The sequence below is a fragment of the Billgrantia pellis genome, from assembly GCF_008297955.1.
GTDB classification, from domain to species: Bacteria; Pseudomonadota; Gammaproteobacteria; order Pseudomonadales; family Halomonadaceae; genus Halomonas; species Halomonas pellis.
The window spans coordinates 534946-555967 of sequence record NZ_VTPY01000001.1 but is presented as its reverse complement, the minus strand read 5'-3'; the positions used below and the strand labels follow the sequence as shown (position 1 = coordinate 555967).

14 protein-coding genes are annotated in these 21022 nt (G+C 61.9%); 5 read left to right on the top strand and 9 right to left on the bottom strand.

Annotated features, from left to right (window positions below):
- Positions 1–164: 164 nt before the first annotated feature.
- The 6 genes from cmk to F0A17_RS02630 all read right to left on the bottom strand — a co-directional run bounded on the left by cmk (position 165) and on the right by F0A17_RS02630 (position 8881).
- Positions 165–851: a (d)CMP kinase gene (gene cmk, locus F0A17_RS02655; RefSeq protein ID WP_149326776.1), complete on the bottom strand. Its 687-nt coding sequence runs from the start codon at positions 849–851 to the stop codon at positions 165–167.
- A complete protein-coding gene (locus tag F0A17_RS02650) occupies positions 848–3145 on the bottom strand; it encodes a bifunctional prephenate dehydrogenase/3-phosphoshikimate 1-carboxyvinyltransferase (RefSeq protein ID WP_228716779.1) in 2298 nt (765 codons plus the stop codon). Before F0A17_RS02650 ends, cmk begins: the two co-directional genes overlap by 4 nt.
- Positions 3146–3147: 2 nt before the next feature.
- Positions 3148–4236 carry a prephenate dehydratase gene (gene pheA, locus F0A17_RS02645; protein WP_149326775.1) on the bottom strand — a complete coding sequence of 363 codons (1089 nt, stop codon included), beginning with the start codon at positions 4234–4236 and terminating at the stop codon, positions 3148–3150.
- A 4-nt stretch (positions 4237–4240) separates the two neighbouring features.
- Entirely contained in the window at positions 4241–5326 is a 1086-nt protein-coding gene (gene serC, locus F0A17_RS02640; RefSeq protein WP_149326774.1) for a 3-phosphoserine/phosphohydroxythreonine transaminase, read from the bottom strand.
- 174 nt (positions 5327–5500) lie between these two features.
- Entirely contained in the window at positions 5501–8251 is a 2751-nt protein-coding gene (gene gyrA / locus F0A17_RS02635; protein WP_149326773.1) for a DNA gyrase subunit A, read from the bottom strand.
- Positions 8252–8452: 201 nt separating this feature from the next.
- Positions 8453–8881 (bottom strand): acyl-CoA thioesterase, encoded by a 429-nt coding sequence (locus F0A17_RS02630; RefSeq protein WP_149326772.1) that lies wholly within the window; start codon positions 8879–8881, stop codon positions 8453–8455.
- Between the two features lie 237 nt (positions 8882–9118).
- Between F0A17_RS02630 and F0A17_RS02625 the strand changes: the two genes are divergently transcribed.
- The 5 genes from F0A17_RS02625 (at position 9119) to F0A17_RS02605 (ending at position 15291) form a co-directional block, all read left to right on the top strand.
- Positions 9119–10051, top strand: a complete 933-nt coding sequence (locus tag F0A17_RS02625; RefSeq protein ID WP_149326771.1) for a recombination-associated protein RdgC — start codon at positions 9119–9121, stop codon at positions 10049–10051.
- Positions 10048–11259: a 1-acyl-sn-glycerol-3-phosphate acyltransferase gene (locus F0A17_RS02620; RefSeq protein ID WP_187774598.1), complete on the top strand. Its 1212-nt coding sequence runs from the start codon at positions 10048–10050 to the stop codon at positions 11257–11259. Before F0A17_RS02625 ends, F0A17_RS02620 begins: the two co-directional genes overlap by 4 nt.
- On the top strand, positions 11256–12446 hold the full coding sequence (locus F0A17_RS02615; RefSeq protein WP_149326770.1) for a cation diffusion facilitator family transporter: 1191 nt from the start codon (positions 11256–11258) through the stop codon (positions 12444–12446). Before F0A17_RS02620 ends, F0A17_RS02615 begins: the two co-directional genes overlap by 4 nt.
- A 129-nt stretch (positions 12447–12575) precedes the next feature.
- Positions 12576–13295, top strand: coding sequence for a transglutaminase-like cysteine peptidase (locus tag F0A17_RS02610; protein WP_149326769.1), 720 nt, complete (start codon positions 12576–12578; stop codon positions 13293–13295).
- A 76-nt stretch (positions 13296–13371) separates the two neighbouring features.
- Positions 13372–15291, top strand: a complete 1920-nt coding sequence (locus F0A17_RS02605; RefSeq protein ID WP_149326768.1) for a bifunctional diguanylate cyclase/phosphodiesterase — start codon at positions 13372–13374, stop codon at positions 15289–15291.
- Between the two features lie 14 nt (positions 15292–15305).
- Here the strand turns inward: F0A17_RS02605 and F0A17_RS02600 are convergent, their stop codons facing one another.
- The 3 genes from F0A17_RS02600 to F0A17_RS02590 form a co-directional block, all read right to left on the bottom strand.
- Positions 15306–15587, bottom strand: coding sequence for a tryptophan synthase subunit beta like protein (locus tag F0A17_RS02600; RefSeq protein ID WP_228716778.1), 282 nt, complete (start codon positions 15585–15587; stop codon positions 15306–15308).
- A 108-nt stretch (positions 15588–15695) separates the two neighbouring features.
- On the bottom strand, positions 15696–16175 hold the full coding sequence (locus F0A17_RS02595) for a hypothetical protein (RefSeq protein WP_149326766.1): 480 nt from the start codon (positions 16173–16175) through the stop codon (positions 15696–15698).
- Positions 16176–16237: 62 nt separating this feature from the next.
- Positions 16238–21013, bottom strand: coding sequence for a retention module-containing protein (locus F0A17_RS02590; protein ID WP_149326765.1), 4776 nt, complete (start codon positions 21011–21013; stop codon positions 16238–16240).
- Positions 21014–21022 lie beyond the last annotated feature (9 nt).

Sequence of the window (21022 nt, the reverse complement as noted above, 5' to 3'; positions counted from 1 at the left end):
CAACGGTGTTGAGGCGTTGCCGCCTTCTCCGCACCACCAGCGAGTGCGGGCCTTATTTACCAAACCCCCGGGGATGTTAACGCTGGTTGGACCTGACCGGGCTTGCCGAATTGGGAAGTTGCCCGACCATGCCATGACATCCATCGAGGGCGCCGCAAGGGAGATCAAGTCTGGGAGACGAGGCCGCGCTGGGCCAGCCACTCCGTCAACCGTTCCACCACTTCCGGTATACTCAGGCGCGTGGTATCCAGCGTGATGGCATCTTCCGCCGGTTTTAGCGGAGCCACGCTGCGCTGCATATCACGTGCATCGCGCGCCTGAATTTCCTTCAAAAGACTCGATAGATTAGCATCCACCCCCGCTTCCTGCAACTGGAGGTGGCGCCGTCTGGCACGCTCCTCGGGGGTGGCCGTGAGAAATATCTTGAGGTCTGCATCGGGGAACACGACGGTGCCCATGTCGCGGCCGTCGGCCACCAACCCGGGAGGCTTTCTGAAGTCGCGCTGCCGCTGCAGCAATCCCTGGCGCACCGCCTTCAGCCCAGCCACCTGCGACGCCGCATCGCCTACCCGTTCGGTACGTATCTCACGGCTGACGTCATCGCCCTCAAGCAGCGCCCGGGTGCTCTCGTCTTCGGCCAGAAACACCACATCGAGTTCGGCGGCCAGCCGGCCGAGCGCCGTTTCGTCATCAAGCGCCACTCCGTGACGCTTGGCCGCCAGCGCCGTCAGGCGATAGAGCGCGCCGCTATCGAGCAGATGCCAGCCCAGGCGCTCCGCGACCAGGCGGCTGATCGTGCCCTTGCCGGCGCCACCGGGCCCATCCAGTGTCAGCACCTTGGCCTCGCTCATGCCTCCACCTCTTGCGTTTCCTCGCTCACTCTGAGGCCAACTACCCGCGCGAGTTCCGTGAACCCCGGGAACGAGGTGGCGACGTTGGCGCAGTCGTCGATGACGATTTCCTCGCCGGCCCGCAGCGAGGCGACGACGAACGCCATGGCAATGCGATGGTCGCCCAGGCTGTCGATACGGCCGCCCCCGTAGGATACGTCACGGTCGCCGGCCCCCACGATATCGATACCGTCCTCCACCACGGTATGCTCGACGCCGATGGTGGCCAGGCCGTCGGCCATGGCCTGGATGCGATCGGACTCCTTTACGCGCAGCTCCTCGGCGCCGCGCAGGCGGGTTACCCCGTTGGCGCTGGCCGCGGCGATGAACAGCGCCGGGAACTCATCGATGGCCAGCGGCACCTGGTCGCGAGGAATGTCGATGCCTTTGAGCGGCGCATAGCGAATATGCAGGTCGGCCACCGGCTCGCCGCCCACCTCGCGCTCGTTGGTCAGACGAAGGTCGGCGCCCATCAGCTTGAGGATATTGATCACGCCGATGCGGGTGGGATTGATGCCGACATGCTCGAGGATCAGGTTGGAACCCGGCGTGATGGCGGCCGCCACCAGAAAGAAGGTCGCCGAGGAAATGTCCGCAGGAACGTCGATGGACGACGCGGCGAGCTTGCCGCCGCCCGTGAGCCAGCAGGTATCGCCGTCCCGGTGCACCTCGTAGCCAAACCCGGCCAACATGCGCTCGGTGTGGTCCCGGGTGGGCGCCGGCTCGCGCACGCGAGTCTCGCCTTCGGCATAGAGCCCGGCGAGCAGCAGGCAGGATTTCACTTGGGCACTGGCCATCGGCATGTCGTAGTCGATGCCACGGAGCTTCTGGCCGCCGTGGATCTTGAGCGGCGGGCGCCCGCCCTCGGCGGTGTCGATCACGGCCCCCATCAGCCGCAGCGGATCGGCCACGCGCCCCATGGGGCGCTTGGTCAACGACGCATCGCCGATCAGCTCGGTAGGAAAGGCCTGCCCCGCCAGCAGGCCGGCAAACAGGCGCATGGCGGTACCGGCGTTGCCCACGTAGAGCGGACCGGAAGGCGCCTTGAGGCCGTGCATGCCGACACCGTGCACGGTGACGCGCCCTTGGTGCGGCCCCTCGATCGCCACCCCCATCTCGCGGAACGCCTGCAGGGTGGCCAGGCTATCCTCCCCCTCCAGGAAGCCTTTCACTTCCGTGATGCCTTCGGCCAGGGCGCCGAGCATGATCGAACGGTGTGAGATCGACTTGTCGCCGGGCACGCGGATACGCCCGGCCACGCGTCCGCCCGGAGCGGCGCGGAAGGTGAGCTTGCCTTGTCGTTGCATGTGATATTCCGCCTGATAACTGGACTGGTTCAGGAGAGAGTCGAAATAGTGCCGGGCATGGCTGGCCCGGTCGAAGGTGGCGAGCATGGCATCGCCGTCGCCGATTTCCACCGCGCGGCGCAATCGGCCGAGCCCGACCTCGAAATCGTCGAGGGCGGTCAGCACGGCATCGCGGTTGGCGGTGAAGATATCTCGCCACATGACCGGGTCGCTGCCGGCGATGCGGGTGAAATCGCGAAAACCACCGGCAGCGTAGCGGAAGATTTCCAGCCGCTCGTCCTGCCGTGCCAGGGTATCGACCAGCGTGAACGCCAGCAGGTGCGGCAGGTGGCTGGTGCGAGCCAGTACCTGGTCGTGCCGCTCCACCTCCATTTCCAGCACCTCGGCACCGCACGCCTGCCATAGCGCGCGTATACGCGCGATGGCAGACGGAGCGGTATCGGCAGCGGGAGTCAGGATCACCTTGTGGTTGGCATAGAGCCATGGATCGGAGGCGGCCACCCCGCTCTTCTCCGAGCCGGCGATGGGATGCCCCAGCACCAGCCCGGCCGGCAGCTCGCCGAAGGCCGCCAGGGCGCAGTCGCGTACCGCGGCCTTGGTGCTGCCCACGTCAGTGATCACCACGCGCGGGGCTTCGCCGCCCACGACACCTTCCGGCAGCGCCGCGGCCAGTTCGTCCATGACGCCTCTCATGGCCAGGACCGGCACCGCCAGAACGATCAGGCTGGCCCCCTCGACCAGCGGCGTCAGTCGCGTATCGCCTCCATCGATCAGGCCCATCTGGATGCCACGCTCGATTTCGGCGGCATCCGGGTCGCAGGCCACGATGCTCCGTTCATGACCGGCGGCACGCAGCGCAGCGGCCAGCGAACCGCCGATCAACCCCAGACCGACGATGAGGATACGCGACTCGGCCAGCGGCTCGCCTTTGAGATTACCGAACGCCACGCCTACATTACGCCCACGGGATAGGAGCCGAGCACCTTCACTTCCGAGGCGCGCAGACGGACTTCCTCGAGCACGGCGGCGACCCGTGGCTCATCCACGTGGCCCTTGAAGTCGATGAAGAAGACGTAGTTCCACACGCCGGTGCGCGACGGGCGCGTTTCCAGGCGCGTGAGGTCGATTTGATGTCGGTGAAACGGCTCCAGCAGGTCATGCAGGGCACCTGGCTGGTTGCGCATGGCCACCACGATCGAGGTCTTGTCCTCGCCGGACATTGGCACGTGCTGGGAGCCGATGATCAGGAAGCGCGTGGAATTGTCGGGGCGATCCTCGATCTTCTCGGCAATCTTATCGAGGCCGTAGAGTCTGGCGGCCATGTCGCCGGCGATGGCCGCGCTGTGCCATTCGCTCTTGACCATACGCGCCGCCTCGGCGTTGGAGGACACCGGCACCCGCTCGGCGCGCGGATAATGGGCATCGAGCCACTTGCGACACTGCGCCAGCGATTGCGGGTGCGAGTAGATGCGGGAGATCTTGTCGCGCAGGGTGGTGTCGGCGATCAACAGATGGTGATGAATACGCAGCACCACCTCGCCACAGATGTGGATCGAGGAGTCGATGAAGGAGTCCAAGGTATGGCTTACCACCCCCTCGGTGGAGTTTTCCACCGGCACCACACCGTAGTTGACGGCCCCTGCCTCAACCTCGCGAAACACCTCGTCGATGGCCGCCATGGGCATGCTGACCGCGCTGTGACCGAAATGCTTGAGCGCGGCCTGCTGGGTAAAAGTGCCCTCCGGCCCGAGGTAAGCCACCTTGGTGGGCTGCTCCAGTGCCAGGCAGGCGGACATGATCTCGCGGAACAACCGCGCCATCTCCTCGCTATTGAGCGGCCCGGGGTTGAGCTCCATGATGCGGCGCAGTACCTGGGCTTCGCGTTCGGGGCGGTAGAAGACGGCCCCGGTGTCGCTCTGGGTCTTGACCTCGGCGACCTGCTTGGCGCAATCGGCTCGGGCGCTGATCAGGCGCAGGATTTCGTTGTCGAGCTCGTCGATGCGCTCGCGCAGCGAGTCGAGGCTGGGGGTGTCGGTCATAAGCTTATCCCCTGCGTTGCTCGAAGTCGGCCATGAAGGCAATCAGCGCCTCGACCGCCGCCTCGGGCACGGCGTTGTACAGACTGGCTCGCATGCCGCCGACACTGCGATGCCCCTTGAGGTTGAGCAGCCCGGCTTCCTCGGCTTCGGCCAGAAACGGCTTGTCGAGGCGCTCGTCGGCCAGCACGAAGGGCACGTTCATACGCGAACGGTTGCGCACTGCGATGGGGTTGGAATAGAGGCCGCTGGCATCGATCGCCGCATAGAGACTGGCCGCCTTGCGCGCATTGATGGCCGCCATGGCCTCGAGCCCGCCGATGTCGTGCTTGAGCCACTGGAACACCCGCCCCGCCAGGTACCAGGCGTAGGTGGGCGGCGTGTTGACCATGGAACCCGCCTCGGCCATGGCACGATAGTCGAACAGGCCCGGGATGCGTTCGCAGCGCCGATCCAGCAGGTCGTCGCGCACCAGCACCAGGGTGAGGCCTGCAGGGCCGATGTTCTTCTGCGCCCCGGCGTAGATCACGCCGAAACGTGATACGTCCAACGGCTCGGCGAGGAGGCTGGAAGAGTAGTCGCACACCAGCGGCACGTCGACGTCGGGAATATAGTCGAACGCCAGCCCGCCGATGGTCTCGTTGGCGGTGTAGTGCAGGTAGGCGGCATCTTCCGACAAGGTCAGGTCAGCCTGGGCGGGCACTTCGGTATGGCCGCCGGCTTCGCTGGACCCCGCCACGTGCACCCCAAAGCCCAGTTGCTTCGCCTCCGTCTGCGCCTTCTTGCCCCAGATCCCGGTATAGAGGAAGTTGGCCGTACCGCCCTTCCCCAGCAGGTTCATTGGCACCATGGAGAACTGCAGGCTGGCGCCGCCCTGCAGGAACAGCACCTTGTAGTTCTCGGGTACGGCGAGCAGCTCGCGCAGGTCGGCCTCGGCCTGTTCGGCAATGGCGACGAACTCCGGCGAGCGGTGGCTCATCTCCATCACCGAGAGCCCACGGCCCTGGTAGTCGAGCAGCTCTTCCCTTGCGCGTTCCAGCACCGGGGTGGGCAGCGCCGCGGGACCGGCGCAGAAGTTATAGTGGCGTGTCATCAGCGTGGTGTTCCGTTCTACTCATGTCGTGGCCAGGCGAGATGAGCGCCGGGGCAAGCCGTAGCGAGGGTCTTTTGCCATGGATGGCAAAAATAGCGCCCAGGGATGGGTTTACAGCGCCCTCGCGAGGCTTGTCGCCGGAACAGCTCATCGCTTTCCGGTATTGCAAACGCTTTATTCGTCGTTCTGGTTCTCTTCTACGCCGCCGTTCTCGTCCGCGTCCGGCCCGCTCTGCCGCTCGGCTCTCGGCGCATCCTCCGACGCGCTCTCGGCACCATTCTCAGGCTCGATCTCCGTCTCAGTCTCACTTTCCGCTTCGGGCTCGTCGATGCGCACGGTCTTGACCAGCTTCTCGTCGTTGCCCAGGCGAATCAGCATCACGCCCTGGGTATTGCGCGAGGTGATCGAGACCTCGTCGACGCGGGTACGCACCAGGGTACCCCGGTCGGTAATCAGCATCATCTCGTCGGCCGAGTAGACCTGCATGGCGGCGACTAGTGAGCCGTTGCGCTCGCTGGTCTGCATGGCGATCACACCCTGACCGCCACGACCGCGCAGCGGGAACTCCTCGAGTCGGGTGCGCTTGCCATAGCCGTTCTCGGAAGCGGTGAGGATGTAGATCTGGCCGCCGTTACCGTTCTCCTGCGCGGCGCTCGCCTCGCCTTCCACATCGTTGTCGGCGTCGGCATCGATCTGCTGGCTCTGTGGAATGATCAGGCTGATCACCTCGGCATTGCCCAGCAGCTTCATGCCGCGCACGCCCCGGGCGGTACGGCCCATGGCGCGCACATTGCCCTCTTCGAAGCGGATCGCCTTGCCGTTGGAGGACAGCAGCATCACATGATCGTTGCCCGAGGTGATGGCGGCCCCCACCAGGCGGTCGCCCTCCTCGATATCGATGGCGATCAGGCCGACGCTACGCGGCCGTGAGAACTGGTCGAGGCTGGTGCGCTTGACGGTCCCCTTGGCGGTGGCGAAGAAAATGTAGCAGTCGGGGCTGTAGTCGCGCACCGGCATGATGGCATTGATCGATTCGCCTTCGTCCAGGGGCAACAGGTTGACCAGCGGCTTGCCACGCGAACCGCGGCTGGCCACCGGCATCTCATAGACCTTGAGCCAATAGACCTTGCCCTTGTTGGAGAACAGCAACACGGTGTCGTGCGTCGAGGCCACCAGCAAGTGTTCGATGACATCTTCGTCCTTCATGGCGGTGGCGGACTTGCCGCGCCCGCCGCGACGCTGGGCCTGGTAGTCGGAGAGCGGCTGGGTCTTGGCATAGCCGGTGCGTGAAACCGTGACCACCATGTCTTCTTCGGCGATCAGATCCTCCATGGAGAGATCGAGGTGGCTGGCCTGGATCTCGGTACGCCGCGGATCGCTGAACTGGTCACGCACGGCGGTAAGTTCCTCGCGAATCACCTCGAGCAGGCGCTCGCTGGAAGCCAGGATCGCGGTGAGCTCGGCGATCTTCTCGAGGATACCGAGGTACTCATCGAGCAGCTTCTCGGTCTCGAGACCGGTCAGGCGATGCAGACGCAGTTCGAGGATGGCCTGGGCCTGGGCCGGCGAGAGACGGTACTCCGTGCCGGTGGTGTTGAGGCCGAAGCCCTCTTCCAGATCCTCGGGCTTGCACGAGGTGGCGCCGGCGCGCTCGAGCATGGCGGTGACCTGCCCGGGCTGCCATACCTTGTCGAGCAGTTTTTCCTTGGCCTCGGCGGCACTCGGCGAGGCTTTGATCAGCTCGATCACCTCGTCGATGTTGGAGATGGCAACGGCCAGGCCTTCAAGGATATGGCCGCGTTCACGGGCTTTCTTCAGCTCGAACAGGGTGCGCCGCGTAACGACCTCGCGGCGGTGGCGAATGAAGGCCTCGAGAATTTCCTTGAGGTTGAGGATCTTCGGCTGGCCGTCTTCGATCGCGACCATGTTGATGCCGAAGACGTTCTGCAACTGGGTCTGGGCGAAGAGATTGTTGACCACCACGTCGCCGGATTCGCCGCGCTTGACCTCGATGACCACGCGCAGGCCATCCTTGTCGGATTCGTCGCGCAGTTCGGCGATGCCCTCGATCTTCTTGTCCTTGACCAGCTCGGCGATCTTCTCGATCAGTCGCGCCTTGTTCACCTGATAAGGCAGCTCGGTGACGATGATATGGTCGCGGCCGGTCTTGTCGTCGTGCTCGATGGTGTGGCGGGCGCGGACATAGATGCGCCCGCGCCCGGTGCGGTAGGCCTCGAGAATGCCGGCACGCCCGTTGATGATACCCGCGGTGGGGAAGTCGGGCCCGGAGATGTACTCCATGAGATCATCGACGGTCAGGGTATAGTTGTCGATCAGCGCCAGGCAGCCGTCGATCACTTCGCCCATGTTGTGCGGCGGGATATTGGTGGCCATGCCCACCGCAATGCCCGAGGAGCCGTTGATCAGCAGATTGGGCACCTTGGTCGGCAGCACCTCGGGGATGCGTTCGGTGCCGTCGTAGTTATCGACCCAGTCGACCGTATCCTTGTCGAGGTCGGCCAGCAGCTCGTGGGCGAGCCGGGCCATGCGCACCTCGGTGTAACGCATGGCGGCGGCACTGTCGCCGTCGATGGAGCCGAAGTTGCCCTGGCCGTCGACCAGCACGTGGCGCATGGAGAAGTCCTGCGCCATGCGTACGATGGTGTCGTAGACGGCACTGTCACCGTGAGGGTGATATTTACCGATGACATCGCCCACGACGCGGGCCGATTTCTTGTAGGGCTTGTTCCAGTCGTTGCCGAGTTCGTGCATGGCAAACAGCACGCGCCGATGCACCGGCTTGAGACCGTCGCGTACGTCCGGCAGCGCACGGCCGATGATCACGCTCATCGCGTAGTCGAGGTACGACTGCTTCAGTTCGTCCTCGATATTGACTGGCAGAATCTCTCTGGCGATGTCACCCATGGGTTTTCGAGTCCTTTACGCTACAGCGATTTGGCGCTAAGCAAACACTCCACGACTTACGTGCGCGAGCGAATCGCGCAGTGTTTCGCCTAATTACGGAACGCCATTAACAGCCTGCCATCATACCACTCCAGCCGGCACAAAGGCAGCGTGTGGGAACGTGCCAAGGAACGCTGGGCATGGCCTGGGATATCTTGCCGCTTAGGAGGCTTTCGGTAGCACCAGCCTCTCCAGGGCTTGGCGTATCTCGCCTTCGATGGTCATGGACTGCTGGGTGCGCATGTTGAGCAACACGCAGGTGAGGTCGGCGTCGGTGACCTGCTTTCCATCGCCAAGGCGACGTATCTGCTGGTACAAGCGTGCACTGCGGCTGCCGAGTTCGGCCACTTGGGTGAGCACTTCGAGGTCGTCGCCCGCTACGGCGGCCAGTCGGTAGTTGACATTGAGGTTAACCGCGACCAGCGCAGGGTGGCCGGATGCAAAGTGCCGGGCGAGAGCCGGGCGATCGTCGAAGTAGCCCCAGCGCCCCTCCTCGAAAAATTCCAGATAGCGTGCATTGTTGACATGGCCGTAGCCATCGAGATGGTAGCCGCGCACACGCAGCGTGATGCGAGAAATCCGAGAATCCACTCTCTTCGCTCCTCTGTATGAGTTTCTTGGCAGCCCACCCTGCCCGACGCGTCGGGCAGTGGCGCTGCCCGGGGCGTGGCTGGTATGCCATGAGCTGACGTCTCGATTCTAGGCTCGCCGCGGCGCCGAATTCAAACGATAGTTTGAATGACTATCTGGCGCCGCTTCCGCTTTGCCACTGGAACCCCCGCCCCCCGTTGGCCATAATATGCGTCCTTTTCGCTCAGGAAATGCACCATGTGGTTCAAGCACTTGCACCTTTACCGTCTGCATGGGGCCGCAACGATCCCCGCCGCCGACCTGGAGACGGCGCTGGCCGAACAGGCGGCGCGACCGCCCGCCGGCCAGGAAGCCCGACGCGTAGGCTGGTGCCCACCCGCGGGACGTGCCGGCACTGCCCTGCTGCACGAACTGCAGGGCCAGCGACTGATGACCATGCTGCGCCACGAGCGGCTGCTTCCCGCCAGCGTGGTGCGCGAAGAGGTCGAGGAGCGCGGCGCCGACATCGAGGCGCGTGAAGGACGTAAGCTGCGCCGCAAGGAAAAGCAGGAGCTCAAGGAACAGATCTACGAGGAATTCTTGCCCCAGGCGTTCGTGCGCACCCAGAAAGTGGATCTGTGGTGGGACACGCGCCGCGATCTGATTGCGGTGAACACCAGTTCGCGCAAGCGTGCCGAGGAAGCGCTGGATCTGCTACGCGAGACGCTGGGTAGCCTCAAGGTGACACCGCTGGCGTCCCGTACCCTGCCGATGCGTGCGATGACCCAATGGCTCGCCGAGGAGGGCTCGCGCCCCGCCTCGCTGCAACTGGGCGATCAGGTCGAGCTCAAGGCCAAGGGCGACGACGGTGTGCTGCGTGCCCGCCAGGTCGACCTGGATAGCGATGAAATCCAGCAACTGCTGGCGGCAGGCCGCCAGGCCAGCCGTCTGGGCGTGGAGATCGAAGGCCGACTCGGCTACGTGCTGCATGACGACCTGACCCTCAAGTCGCTGCATTTCAGTGACGCACTGATCGACGAAGCGAGCGAGACTGAGGATGATGGAGACGCCATCGTGCGGCTCGAGGCCGATTTCATGCTGATGACCCAAACGCTGGCGGAAGAGATTGAGCAACTGATCGGCTGGCTGGGCGGCGAAGCTTCCCAGGCCGCATCGCAGGACAGTGCATGACCGATGATACTTCGATGAACGAGATACCGACCGGCAACCCGGCCGAGGACCCCTGGGCCGACATCCGCCCCTATCGAGACGACGAGGTGGCCGCGGTGCTGGCGCGTCTGGCCGGCAATCGCGAGCTGCTCGACGCGCTGACCCGCTATCGCCTACCGCGCCTTCACCGGCGTATGCCGTGGCTGGCACGCGCCATCGCCGCCTATGCCATTCGCCGTGAGACTCGCGGCGTGACCGGCGTTCGCGATTTCCAGATGCGCGTGGCGTATTACATGGCAAGGATGATCCGGACCTCCACCGACGAATTCCGCGTCGAAGGGCTGGATCGCCTGGACCCGAATACCGCGTACTTGTTCATCGGCAACCATCGCGATATCTCCCTGGACCCGGCATTCGTCAACTACGCCTTGCACCAGGCGGGTCGCGACACGGTGCGCATCGCCATTGGCGACAATCTCCTCAAGAAGCCCTACGTGACCGACCTGATGCGGCTCAACAAGAGCTTCATCGTCCCCCGGGCGCTGCGTGGCAAGCGCGCCATGCTGGCCGCCTATCAGTCGCTTTCGGGCTATATCCGTCACTCCATCGTCGAGGACAATCATTCGATCTGGATGGCCCAGCGCGAGGGACGCGCCAAGGACGGCATCGATCGCACCGATCCGGCGATCGTCAAGATGCTGACCATGGCTCGCCGCCAGGAGGACCGTCAGGCCCCCATCGGTGCCGCCATCGCCGAGTTGCGTCTGGTACCGGTGTCGATCAGCTACGAGTACGACCCCTGCGACCTGCAGAAAGCCCGCGAACTGCACGCCATCCATAGCCAGGGACGCTACGAGAAGAGCGAATACGAGGATATCCAATCGATCGTCGCCGGCATCACCGGCCACAAGGGACGCGTGCAGCTACGCTTCGGCGAACCGCTGGGAGCGGGTTACGATACGCCCGAGGCCGTCGCCGCTGAGATCGATCGCCAGGTAGTCGAAGGCTACCGCCTGTTTCCCAGCCACTATCTGGCGCTGGAAGCCTTGGGCGATGCGCCGGAACTGCTGGACCTGAGCGAGGTCAGCGATGTCGACCGCGCCCGCTTTCAGGCGCGACTGAACGACGTTCCTGCCGAGATGCGAAGTTGGTGGTTGGCACAGTATGCCAATCCGGTACGTCACCGGGCATCCCGGCTTATCGACAGCGAGGCACCGTCGGCAAGATGAATGCAGCCACCTCACCGCCGTCGCCACGCGGCACCTTGAACCGCGAGATCCAGGCCCGCGAAGCGCACCGGGTCACGCTGATCGGAGCCGCCATCGATTTTCTGGTCGGCTTGCTCAAGGTCGTGGTCGGCTGGCTGGTGGGCTCGGCGGCACTGATCGCGGACGGCATTCACTCTTTTTCCGACCTGGTGACGGATGGCTTCGTGTTGGCGGCCACCCATTTCGGTCGTCAGGCGCCCGATTCCGATCACCCCTACGGACATGGACGCATCGAGACGCTGGCCACGCTATGGCTGGGCAGCGTACTGATCTTCGTCGCCGGCGGCATTGCCTGGGCCAGTCTCGCCCGTCTCTTGTCGGGCACGCCGATTCCCGCCCCCGGCCTGTGGGCCATGGGCGTCGCCGTACTCTCGCTGGTCGCCAAGGAATGGATCTTCCGCTACACGCTGAAGGTGGCCAAGCGTGTCCACTCCCGCCTGCTCGAGGCCAATGCCTGGCACTCGCGCTCGGATGCCCTCTCCACCGCCGTCGTGCTGGTCGGCTTGGTGGCCGCTCAGTTCGGCGTCGGCTGGGTCGATGCGGTGGCCGCCATCATCGTTGGCGTGATGGTGGGCCAAGTGGGCTGGAGGCTGCTGTGGGAGTCGAGCCGCGAGCTGATCGACACCGCCCTGCCCGAAGACGATCAGGAGCGAATGCAGCGCATCGCGGAGGCCGTATCGGGCGTGGATAGCGTTCACGATCTCCGGACCCGCTCGGTGGGCAGCCATGTGGTGCTCGATCTGCATATCGTTGTGCCGCCGAGACTGACCGTCTCCGAGGCCCACGAGATCGGCAACGCCGTGAGCCGGCAGCTACGCAAAGCCTACCCCGAGCTGGCCGACGTAACTTTCCATATCGATCCGGAGGACGACTCCGACCAGATCGAGCACAGCCTGCGACCCGGCCTGCCCCTGCGCAGCGACATCGAGACCATGCTCGACGAGGTGTGGCAGGACTGCCCCGCCTGGCGCAACCGCGTGGCCCTGGACCTTCATTACCTGGCCGAGCAGATCGACGTATCGGTGTATGTGCGCCGGCTGCCCGCCGGCCAGAGCCTGGACGACGCTGCCCACGAACTGCGCGAATGCTCCCCTCATCTCGGCTGGATGGGTCGGCTGAGAGTCTGGCAGGGGCCGGGGAAAGGCTAATCCCCTCCCACTTCGCCCCTTCGGCGGTAATACGCCGACATGACCCGTGTCATGCCTATTTGTTAACGCTACCCTCCTTTATACTCGTGCCAATGTGTTACATTCCTTAACATCTTTCGGCGCGCCTCGATGACGCATCGCCCTGCCCCACATGGCTCCCGCTCTAACGCCTGCCCGAACCGCCGCCGGTTCTTGGCCGGCTTGGGCGGGCTATTGCTGGTTGCTGGGCTGGGCTTGTCGCCAGGCTCGCTCGAGGCTCGCATGGACCGCGCCCGATTGCGCGACAGCATGCAGCGCCTGTATGGCAGCTCGGGCCTGGCCATTCTCGAGGAGTGGTTCACCCTGCTCGATCGGCTGCTGGGCGCCGATATCGGTCGGCAGCTGCGCGACGTCAACGATTTCTTCAATCGCCGGGTACGCTGGGTCGAGGATAGCCAAAGCTGGGGCGTCGAAGACCACTGGGCCACGCCACTGGAGGCCATGGGCAAGCGCGAGGGCGACTGCGAGGACTACTCGATCGCCAAGTACGTCACGCTCAAGGAACTCGGCGTGCCCGGCTCGCGGCTCCGCATGATCTACGTCCGTGCGCGTATCGGCCGCAGCCAGATCGTGCAGGCCCACATGGTGCTGGGTTACTACGAGACGCCTGCTGCCGTGCCGCTGGTACTCGACAACCTCGTCCCTTCCATCACGCCCGCCAGCCAACGTACCGACCTCATTCCGGTATTCAGCTTCAACAGCAGTGGCCTGTGGGCGGGGGGTTCCACCCAGTCGCGCGCGGATCCGGTCGCACGTCTGTCGCGCTGGCGCAGCGTGATCGAGCGCATGCAGCAACAAGGGTTCGGCTGATGACACAGCCATATCACAAGAAGCCAACGACACAACGGAACGAATCAAGGCGTTCGTTCCCCGGGGGAAGACAGACATGTCATTGATCAAGCAGCTTTGGCTGACCATCACGACCCTGCTGCTGCTGGCCTTCGTGGGCAGCCTGCTCATCGGGGTGACGAGCAGCCGTCATTACATCGAGCAGGAAATCGAGATAAAGAACCACGACAACGCCAATGCCCTGGCGCTGTCGATGAGTCAGATGGAAAAGGATCCCGTTATTCTCGAACTGCTGCTGGCCGCCCAGTTCGACACCGGCCATTATCAGCGCATCGAACTGCGCGATACCGAGGGCGACATCATCGAGCAACGTTCCGCCAGCGAACACATCGACGACGTGCCAGGCTGGTTCATCGACTTGGTGCACTTCGACGTTGCCCCGGGCCATGCCGTGGTACAGGAGGGTTGGCAGCAGTACGGCACGCTGGAACTCGTTGGCCAGCACAGTTTCGCCTACCGCTCGCTGTGGCACAGCACTCTGGAACTGGCAGGCTGGTTCGCGCTCGCCGGCGTGGTTAGCCTATTGTTGGCCAGTTGGATCGTGCACTCCATTCGCCGTCCGCTGCGCGACGTGGTGAGCCAGGCACAGGCCATCGGCCAGCGCCGTTTCACCATCGCCAACGAACCTCGAACACAGGAACTCCGAGCCGTCGTGCAGGCGATGAACCGACTCTCCGAGACAGTACGTCAAATGCTCGGCGAGGAGAGCGACAAGCTCGATCAGTTGCGCCGCCGCATGCAGCACGACCCGGTAACCGACACTCTCACTCGCGCCCCGCTGCTCGACCGTCTGGAATCGCATCTGCGTAGCGAGAAGGAGGATGCCAGTGGCACGCTGGTCATGGTACGTATTGCACGCCTGGCCGAGGTCAATCAGACGCTCGGTCATGCGGCAACCGACACTTTGCTGGTTCGGGTCGCCCGACGCCTGGATCAATTGGCGAACCTGTACGGATACGGCACGGTGGGGCGTCTCAACGGCAGCGACTTCGCCTTGATCCTGCCACGTCAGCACGACCTGGAAGCGGTCGGCAGCGACCTGACCGAGCGGCTGCGCAACCTGGGCGAAGCGTTGGGTGCCCATGTGTCGCTGCCCTCCGCCTTGTGCCAGTACCATCAAGGTGAGGAACGAGCCCAGCTGCTCGCCAGCCTGGATGGTGCCTTGGCCAGCGCCGAAAACCAGGGACGATACGGCCAGACGATCGTGGAACAACCCGCCAGCAGCGTGCTCTACACACGCCACGACGAATGGCGCCAAGCCTTGTGCGAAGCGATCGAAGAAGGCGTCCTCCTGGCTCGCTACCCGGTACTCGACGCACGCGGCCAGTTGATCCATCACGAAGTGCCTTCCCGGCTACGCTTGAAAGGCGAGTGGCGTCCTGCCGGCGTTTTTCTGCCGTGGATCGGGCGCCTGGGCATGGCGCCTACTCTCGATTTGGCGGTGGTCGCCGCGGCCCTGGAGCATGCCGCCGCCAACGGCCAACCCGTCGGCATCAATCTGTCGTCCGATTCACTTAGCGACGGCCACTTCGTCGGCCAATTGATTGCCCGACTTCGCGATCGCGCGGAGATTGCGCCCCTGTTGTGGTTCGAGCTTCCCCAGTCGGTCGCCCTGCAACAGCCCCAGGCGCTCAACACGCTCTGCAACGCCCTGCTGACGCTGGGTTGCAAGGTCGGCCTCGAGCATGTCGGCACCCAATTCGGCAAAATTGCTGGGCTACAGGACCTGGGTCTGAGCTTCATGAAAGTCGATGCTGCGCTGAGTCACAGCGTCGAGGAGCGGCAGGACCAGCAGAGCCTGCTGCGCGGCATGGCCACCCTGGCCCATTCACTGGGCATCATGGCCATCGCCGAAGGCGTGGAGAGCCGCAGCGCCGCCGCGGTACTCTTCGATTTAGGGCTGGATGGGGTGACGGGGCCGGGGGTCCGCCATACGGAGCCGGCCGGTACCCACTGAACGTCACGTCGGATTCAGATGACACCGCTGTCGTCTGAGTCCGACATGAGCCCGACGCTATTCATACGCTGGCGCAACGATTGTCGATCGAGCAGCTTCTGCTGGGCCGGCTCAGGCAGATCGGTAAAGCTGATCACGCCCTTGTCCATCAGCACAGTGATCACGTCTTCCAGTACGCGCACAAAATCGAGGTCAGACTGCAGCAGCGCATCGCTCCTCGATTCGCCGGAGACACTAAGAAACAGCATCAACTCCGGGGAATTCGCGGCCACGAATTCTTGACACTCCGGCGTCATGTCACGGCTCGCCACAATGATCTGACCGGCCGCATCTCTTCTGACATACATAAAAGTATCTCACCTCATTAGCCATGACCGCGAAATTGCCATATTTCCAAGAGCGTGTCATCTCGCGGCTGCTTGCCGCGCCTTCTTTTCTTCATCCAAGGCTCTGAGATAACCTTTATATTTTTCATGGTGTGTCAGCTTGCGCACGTCTTTTCCCACCTGACTCGCCCAGGCTTGCCCACCAATCAAAAGGGCCGATTGGGTAATGAGATCCACATAGGATGAGCGAAGAATGAAAGCAATATTTAGCTCAAGCTCACCTCCTCCCCTTTCCATATCATTAGCTATCAACCAATTTGAAATTGAATTCATCATGACAGAATTCAAGTGATCAAAATTCTTGCGATAAAACTCGTTTCTAGGCAGACGAATCAAGGCATCGAAAAAGCACTGGTTGACGACTTCATCCTCCAACGGCTTGTCCTTATCAATCAAGTCATCCCATAGATGCGAAATTTCCATTACCATCGATATAAAATCAGCAGCCGAAGCATTGCCTTTCATCCAATAAAGGACTTGTTTACCATCCAAATACATCGGCACCTCCTTAACAGGCGGGGCGCCCGTAAAGGCGCCCCTGGCATTCGATGATCAAACTGTTATTGATCGATATTTATCTGCCCTTCATTCAGCATTTTTTCTAGAAGATTATCATCATAGGCCACCCCTTTCAGGATGACATGCTGATCGACGAGGTCGGCATTGTATCCATTCCCGAAACCTCCAGACGTACTAATATGAATGATAGTGCTTCCTTCCCCATCATCCTCCATCCGAAGATAGGAACTGATATCACTTTCACTATCCCGTCCCTGTAATATGTCGGACAGATCGATGACATCTCCGTCATCGGCGTCGAAATCCATGATGGTGTCGGTGAATGCGTTACCAGCTTCCCCTTGGTCTCCCAGCTTCCATACAAAAGTATCCGCACCAAGGCCGCCAAAGAGAGTATCGTTACCTTCGCCGCCTCTCAGGGTATCGTTACCCGCCCCACCAACGAGAATGTCGTCTCCTCCTCCGCCATAGAGGTCGTTCTGGCCGGGATTCGCAGATGTTTGCGGCTGGGCCAGTTGCTCCCAATTCTCTCTCACATAGCCGATAACTTGTTCCTCGGATGGCATATTTCCGTTATTGCCGAACTCATTACTCCAGCGCAGGTATTCTATCAAGCCAATATAGCCCATGCCATCGTGCTCTCCGGCGACGAAGTTCTCCCCATTTCCGTTCGTCCAGGAAAGATGGTCGGAATTGACAGTATCTCCGAAGATAATGTCGTCCCCATCCCCTCCTTTCAGGACGTTATCGCCTAGATCGGCAAACTCCTTGTCCGTCGCCCCCCCCTGGAGTGCTGCCTGCAACTCCTCGGCCGTATGCACAATATTAGGCACACCAACAGGTGCAGTTACTGAGCTATCGCTTCCATACATGCCACCGTCACTAAACGTCTCACTTCCTTCGCCCATAACATCGGTATTGTCGAAGAAGCGTAGGTAGTTTTCGGATATAACACCTCCCATGCCGATAGCATGGACAGAGCTTATGCCGCTAAGCTCGGCAAAAGCCTGAATCGAAGCATACAAAGTGGCATAATCCGTCGAACTACCCGGTCCTTCTACGTTAGGATTGCCCCACCTATCCGTGCCTCCCGGATAATATTGGGTCGGGTTTCCATCCGTAAGGAAATAGCTTAGATCCTGAAAACCTTCCTGTGGCGATGCGCCTCCTTCATGCTGCGCATTGAACCAATTCACCGCCTGCTCGAACGCTGCTTGATAGTTAGTGCCGCCATTGGCTGACAGGGTTTCGATTGCCGAAATCAAATCGCCAACATTGGCAGCCGAGAGGTTCGAAATATTGGCGGAGGTGCTGGCATGGGTTGAGAAGGCCACCAATTGCACGTTGACGATACCATCATGACCTTTGAGCTGGTCGGCCAGGTTCAGCAATGCCTGCTTGGCCAGCTCCATTCGATTCAGGCCTGACGTCCCCGACGGATCACTCATGCTTCCCGATACATCGACCATGATCGAGATGTTATAGTTCTGCCCCGGTTGGACAATGGTCTGAGCACCGCCCGTATCCCCAATCAATACATCGTTGCCATCGCCACTCTCGAAGGTGTTATCGAGATTACCACCTACATAGAGTGTATCTGCAACAGGCGCAGAAATTTCAAGTGAGCTATCAACAGTGTCTCCATCTACATCTACGCCCTGAATGGGCAGAGCCAGTTCAATATCTGTCGCTGTACCGCCTTGGAAGTAGGTGAAGTCACCAAGATTGAAGTTACTGCCTTCCCCTCCTACCACTTCGATAGCTTGGAAGGGTGAGCTGGTACTCAGCTCATAGGTATAGCCACTCTTGATCCCCGAAATTTGTATACCGCTGCCATTCTGAGTAATTATCAGGCTGGAAGTGACATCAGCACCATTTTCATCATAAATACGAATATCTTCCGCTGAAAGCGGCAGGTAATCTCCATTGCCTTCAATACCTCCACTGGCAGGGACACCGGTCGCCGATACCGAGGACAATGCTCTTATTGTCAATGTTGCTGTATTACCACCGCCACCGCGCACATTAACTTCTTGGGCGAACCGCGTAACATCCAAACTCTCGTCCCAGCTGGCTCCACCGTTGCCGAGATTCAACCCAGCGACAAAATCGAAGCGAGCCATCTCCCCCTTGCTTATGCTATTTCCGTTAGAGATTCCGATACCGTTTCCAGTACTGGTATTGACGGTTTCACCTGCACGGGTAGAGACCAGCACATCGTTATTGCCAACATCGTCACCGAGATTCAGCCCGTAGACACTGCTGTTACCCCCCGAGACCCCGTTTGTTGCAATAGCGCTAAATTCTGTTCCGTTAAGAATCTTACCGTAAGTCGTAATGGAGTAGGTGTCGCTATCGGAATCAAGCACAATCTTGAAGCCAAGCTCACCATCAGCTGTTTTGGCAAACAACACAGATTGGTCGTTATCATCATAGCTGTAGTAGAGCGGCTCGCCATCGAGGAATAGTTGCAGCCCATTGATATCCGTAGCGGGTGTGCCAGCCTCTACGGTAAACACTACATTACCGACCCCATCGGCACCTGCATTGGTCTCGAAACCGATAGAACCTACAAATCCATCTTCGAGGCTGCCGGTTTCCGGAGTGAAATCACCGGGCACGTCGTCTAAAACGGTAACGTCGATTTTCGATGAGGACGCTTGTTCACGCTGATCGATGATCGAGAGTTCTATCCCGCCTTTTTCGAGCTCATTGCGCCCCTCACCTTCCGGATGCTGGACCGGTGCCGTCAATTCAAACTCATACATTACTGTGCCGGAATTGGCATTACCTTGGTAGCCGGTGATGCGAATGACATTCCCTTCCGGCGTTGCCACTTCAATAGCAGCCGCAGTGCCATTGAGTCCCATTAACTCTTCAATCGTGATCTCATGGCTCGCCACTGTAATAGAAACGATGCCAGCTGCAGCGTTGATGCCAAAAGTGCCGGTCTTGATGAGTTCACCAGGATTCGGATTCGAGCCATTCTGGAGGTGTTGCTCATCCACGACGATATCGGCCCCACCGGAGTTCAGGCCAGTAATCTCGGGTGCGGCTACGTCGTAGTCGCGAGTGCTATCGGCGCTATAGCCATTGCCCGCTTCGTCGCTGCCGCTGACGCTGGCCTGGACGTTATCGTGCTGGGCCAGCACGGAGCCGGGCACGTCGATGGCGTACACCAGGTTGCCGTCGCCGTCGGTGGTGACGGTGCCGGTGTACGTCTCGCCGCCCACGGTCAGGGTGACGGTGTCGCCCTCGCGGGCGTCGCCGCCCACCGTGCCGGTGAGGGTGATGGTCTGGTTGGCCTCTTCGCCGTTGATCACGTCGTCGCCGGCGATGGTGTCGATGGTGATGGTGGCGTCGGCGCTGAGGTTGACGTCGTAGCCGCGCTCGGCATCGGCGCTGTAGGCGTTACCGGCCTCGTCGCTGCCGCTGACGCTGGCCTCGACCTGGCTGTTCTCGGCCAGCACGGAGCCGGGCACGTCGATGGCGTACACCAGGTTGCCGTCGCCGTCGGTGGTGACGGTGCCGGTGTACGTCTCGCCGCCCACGGTCAGGGTGACGGTGTCGCCCTCGCGGGCGTCGCCGCCCACCGTGCCGGTGAGGGTGATGGTCTGGTTGGCCTCTTCGCCGTTGATCACGTCGTCGCCGGCGATGGTGTCGATGGTGATGGTGGCGTCGGCGCTGAGGTTGACGTCGTAGCCGCGCTCGGCATCGGCGCTGTAGGCGTTACCGGCCTCGTCGCTGCCGCTGACGCTGGCCTCGACCTGGCTGTTCTCGGCCAGCACGGAGCCGGGCACGTCGATGGCGTACACCAGGTTGCCGTCGCCGTCGGTGGTGACGGTGCCGGTGTAGCTCTCGCCGCCCACGGTCAGGGTGACGGTGTCGCCCTCGCGGGCGTCGCCGCCCACCGTGCCGGCAATCGTGATCAGGTTGCCCTGCTCGGCTTCCGCGCCGTTGATCACGTCGTCACCGGCGATGGTGTCGATGGTGATGGTGGCGTCGGCAAACGTATCCTTGACCGAATCATCTTCGGCCGTGCGTGTTTCTCCCGTCTGGTCCACGACACTGGCATCAATGGAGATCGGGCCATCCACCAGGTCGCTGAGGTCGATCTCGGTTTGATAATTTCCTTCGGCGTCCACCGTTGCCGTCGTACTAGCCCGATTGCCTTCCTGATCGGTCACTACGATGGTAACGATGCTACCCACGGGAACATGGGTTGTCGTACCGGTAAGGGGTACCTGTGTCACATTCTGGCTATTGACGCCTTGAATGGAGACAGTGATGGTGCCGGGTGGAAGCGGCTCGGCCTCGCTTGGCGCATCTTCTTCTGCCGTCGGGAAGGCCGCCGCCTCTATCTCCGGCAGGTCATCGGCCTGTCCCACACCATAATCGAATGCCAGCGGCTCGGTGTTCTCTGCGATGCGTGCCAGGCGCACGAAGCTATGGCCGCCATTCGCAGTCCCCCCTCCACCGGCACCCGCCGCGGTGGCATCGAGCACGTCGAGGAGATCGGTGTCCTCGTCGTCAAGGGCCGTCAGCAGCGCTTCCAGATCCTCATCCAAGGCGGCGAAGTCGGCGGGATCGGGCGTCTCTTCCGCATCGAGCTCACGCGCCATGGCAACCTGCTCTCCCCCTTCCACCTGGGTCGGCTCCAGGCCGTCGGCAAAATCGAGCTGAGCGCTTCCGCTGTCGGAGGTGATCAACACCTCGCCTTCCTGGAGCGTGTCTCCGACACGCAGCTCACGAAGATTGCCTTCGGCATCGCGCGCCCAGGCCTGACCGGTAATGGAAATGACGGTGGCAATGGCCATGACATAGCT

Bases quoted from the DNA above. Each gene is read 5' to 3' on its own strand.
- cmk (WP_149326776.1), bottom strand. From the start codon at position 851: ATGAGCGAGGCCAAGGTGCTGACACTGGATGGGCCCGGTGGCGCCGGC.
- pheA (WP_149326775.1), bottom strand. From the start codon at position 4,236: ATGACCGACACCCCCAGCCTCGACTCGCTGCGCGAGCGCATCGACGAG.
- serC (WP_149326774.1), bottom strand. From the start codon at position 5,326: ATGACACGCCACTATAACTTCTGCGCCGGTCCCGCGGCGCTGCCCACC.
- gyrA (WP_149326773.1), bottom strand. From the start codon at position 8,251: ATGGGTGACATCGCCAGAGAGATTCTGCCAGTCAATATCGAGGACGAA.
- F0A17_RS02625 (WP_149326771.1), top strand. From the start codon at position 9,119: ATGTGGTTCAAGCACTTGCACCTTTACCGTCTGCATGGGGCCGCAACG.
- F0A17_RS02620 (WP_187774598.1), top strand. From the start codon at position 10,048: ATGACCGATGATACTTCGATGAACGAGATACCGACCGGCAACCCGGCC.
- F0A17_RS02615 (WP_149326770.1), top strand. From the start codon at position 11,256: ATGAATGCAGCCACCTCACCGCCGTCGCCACGCGGCACCTTGAACCGC.
- F0A17_RS02610 (WP_149326769.1), top strand. From the start codon at position 12,576: ATGACGCATCGCCCTGCCCCACATGGCTCCCGCTCTAACGCCTGCCCG.
- F0A17_RS02605 (WP_149326768.1), top strand. From the start codon at position 13,372: ATGTCATTGATCAAGCAGCTTTGGCTGACCATCACGACCCTGCTGCTG.
- F0A17_RS02600 (WP_228716778.1), bottom strand. From the start codon at position 15,587: ATGACGCCGGAGTGTCAAGAATTCGTGGCCGCGAATTCCCCGGAGTTG.
- F0A17_RS02595 (WP_149326766.1), bottom strand. From the start codon at position 16,175: ATGTATTTGGATGGTAAACAAGTCCTTTATTGGATGAAAGGCAATGCT.
- F0A17_RS02590 (WP_149326765.1), bottom strand. From the start codon at position 21,013: ATGGCCATTGCCACCGTCATTTCCATTACCGGTCAGGCCTGGGCGCGC.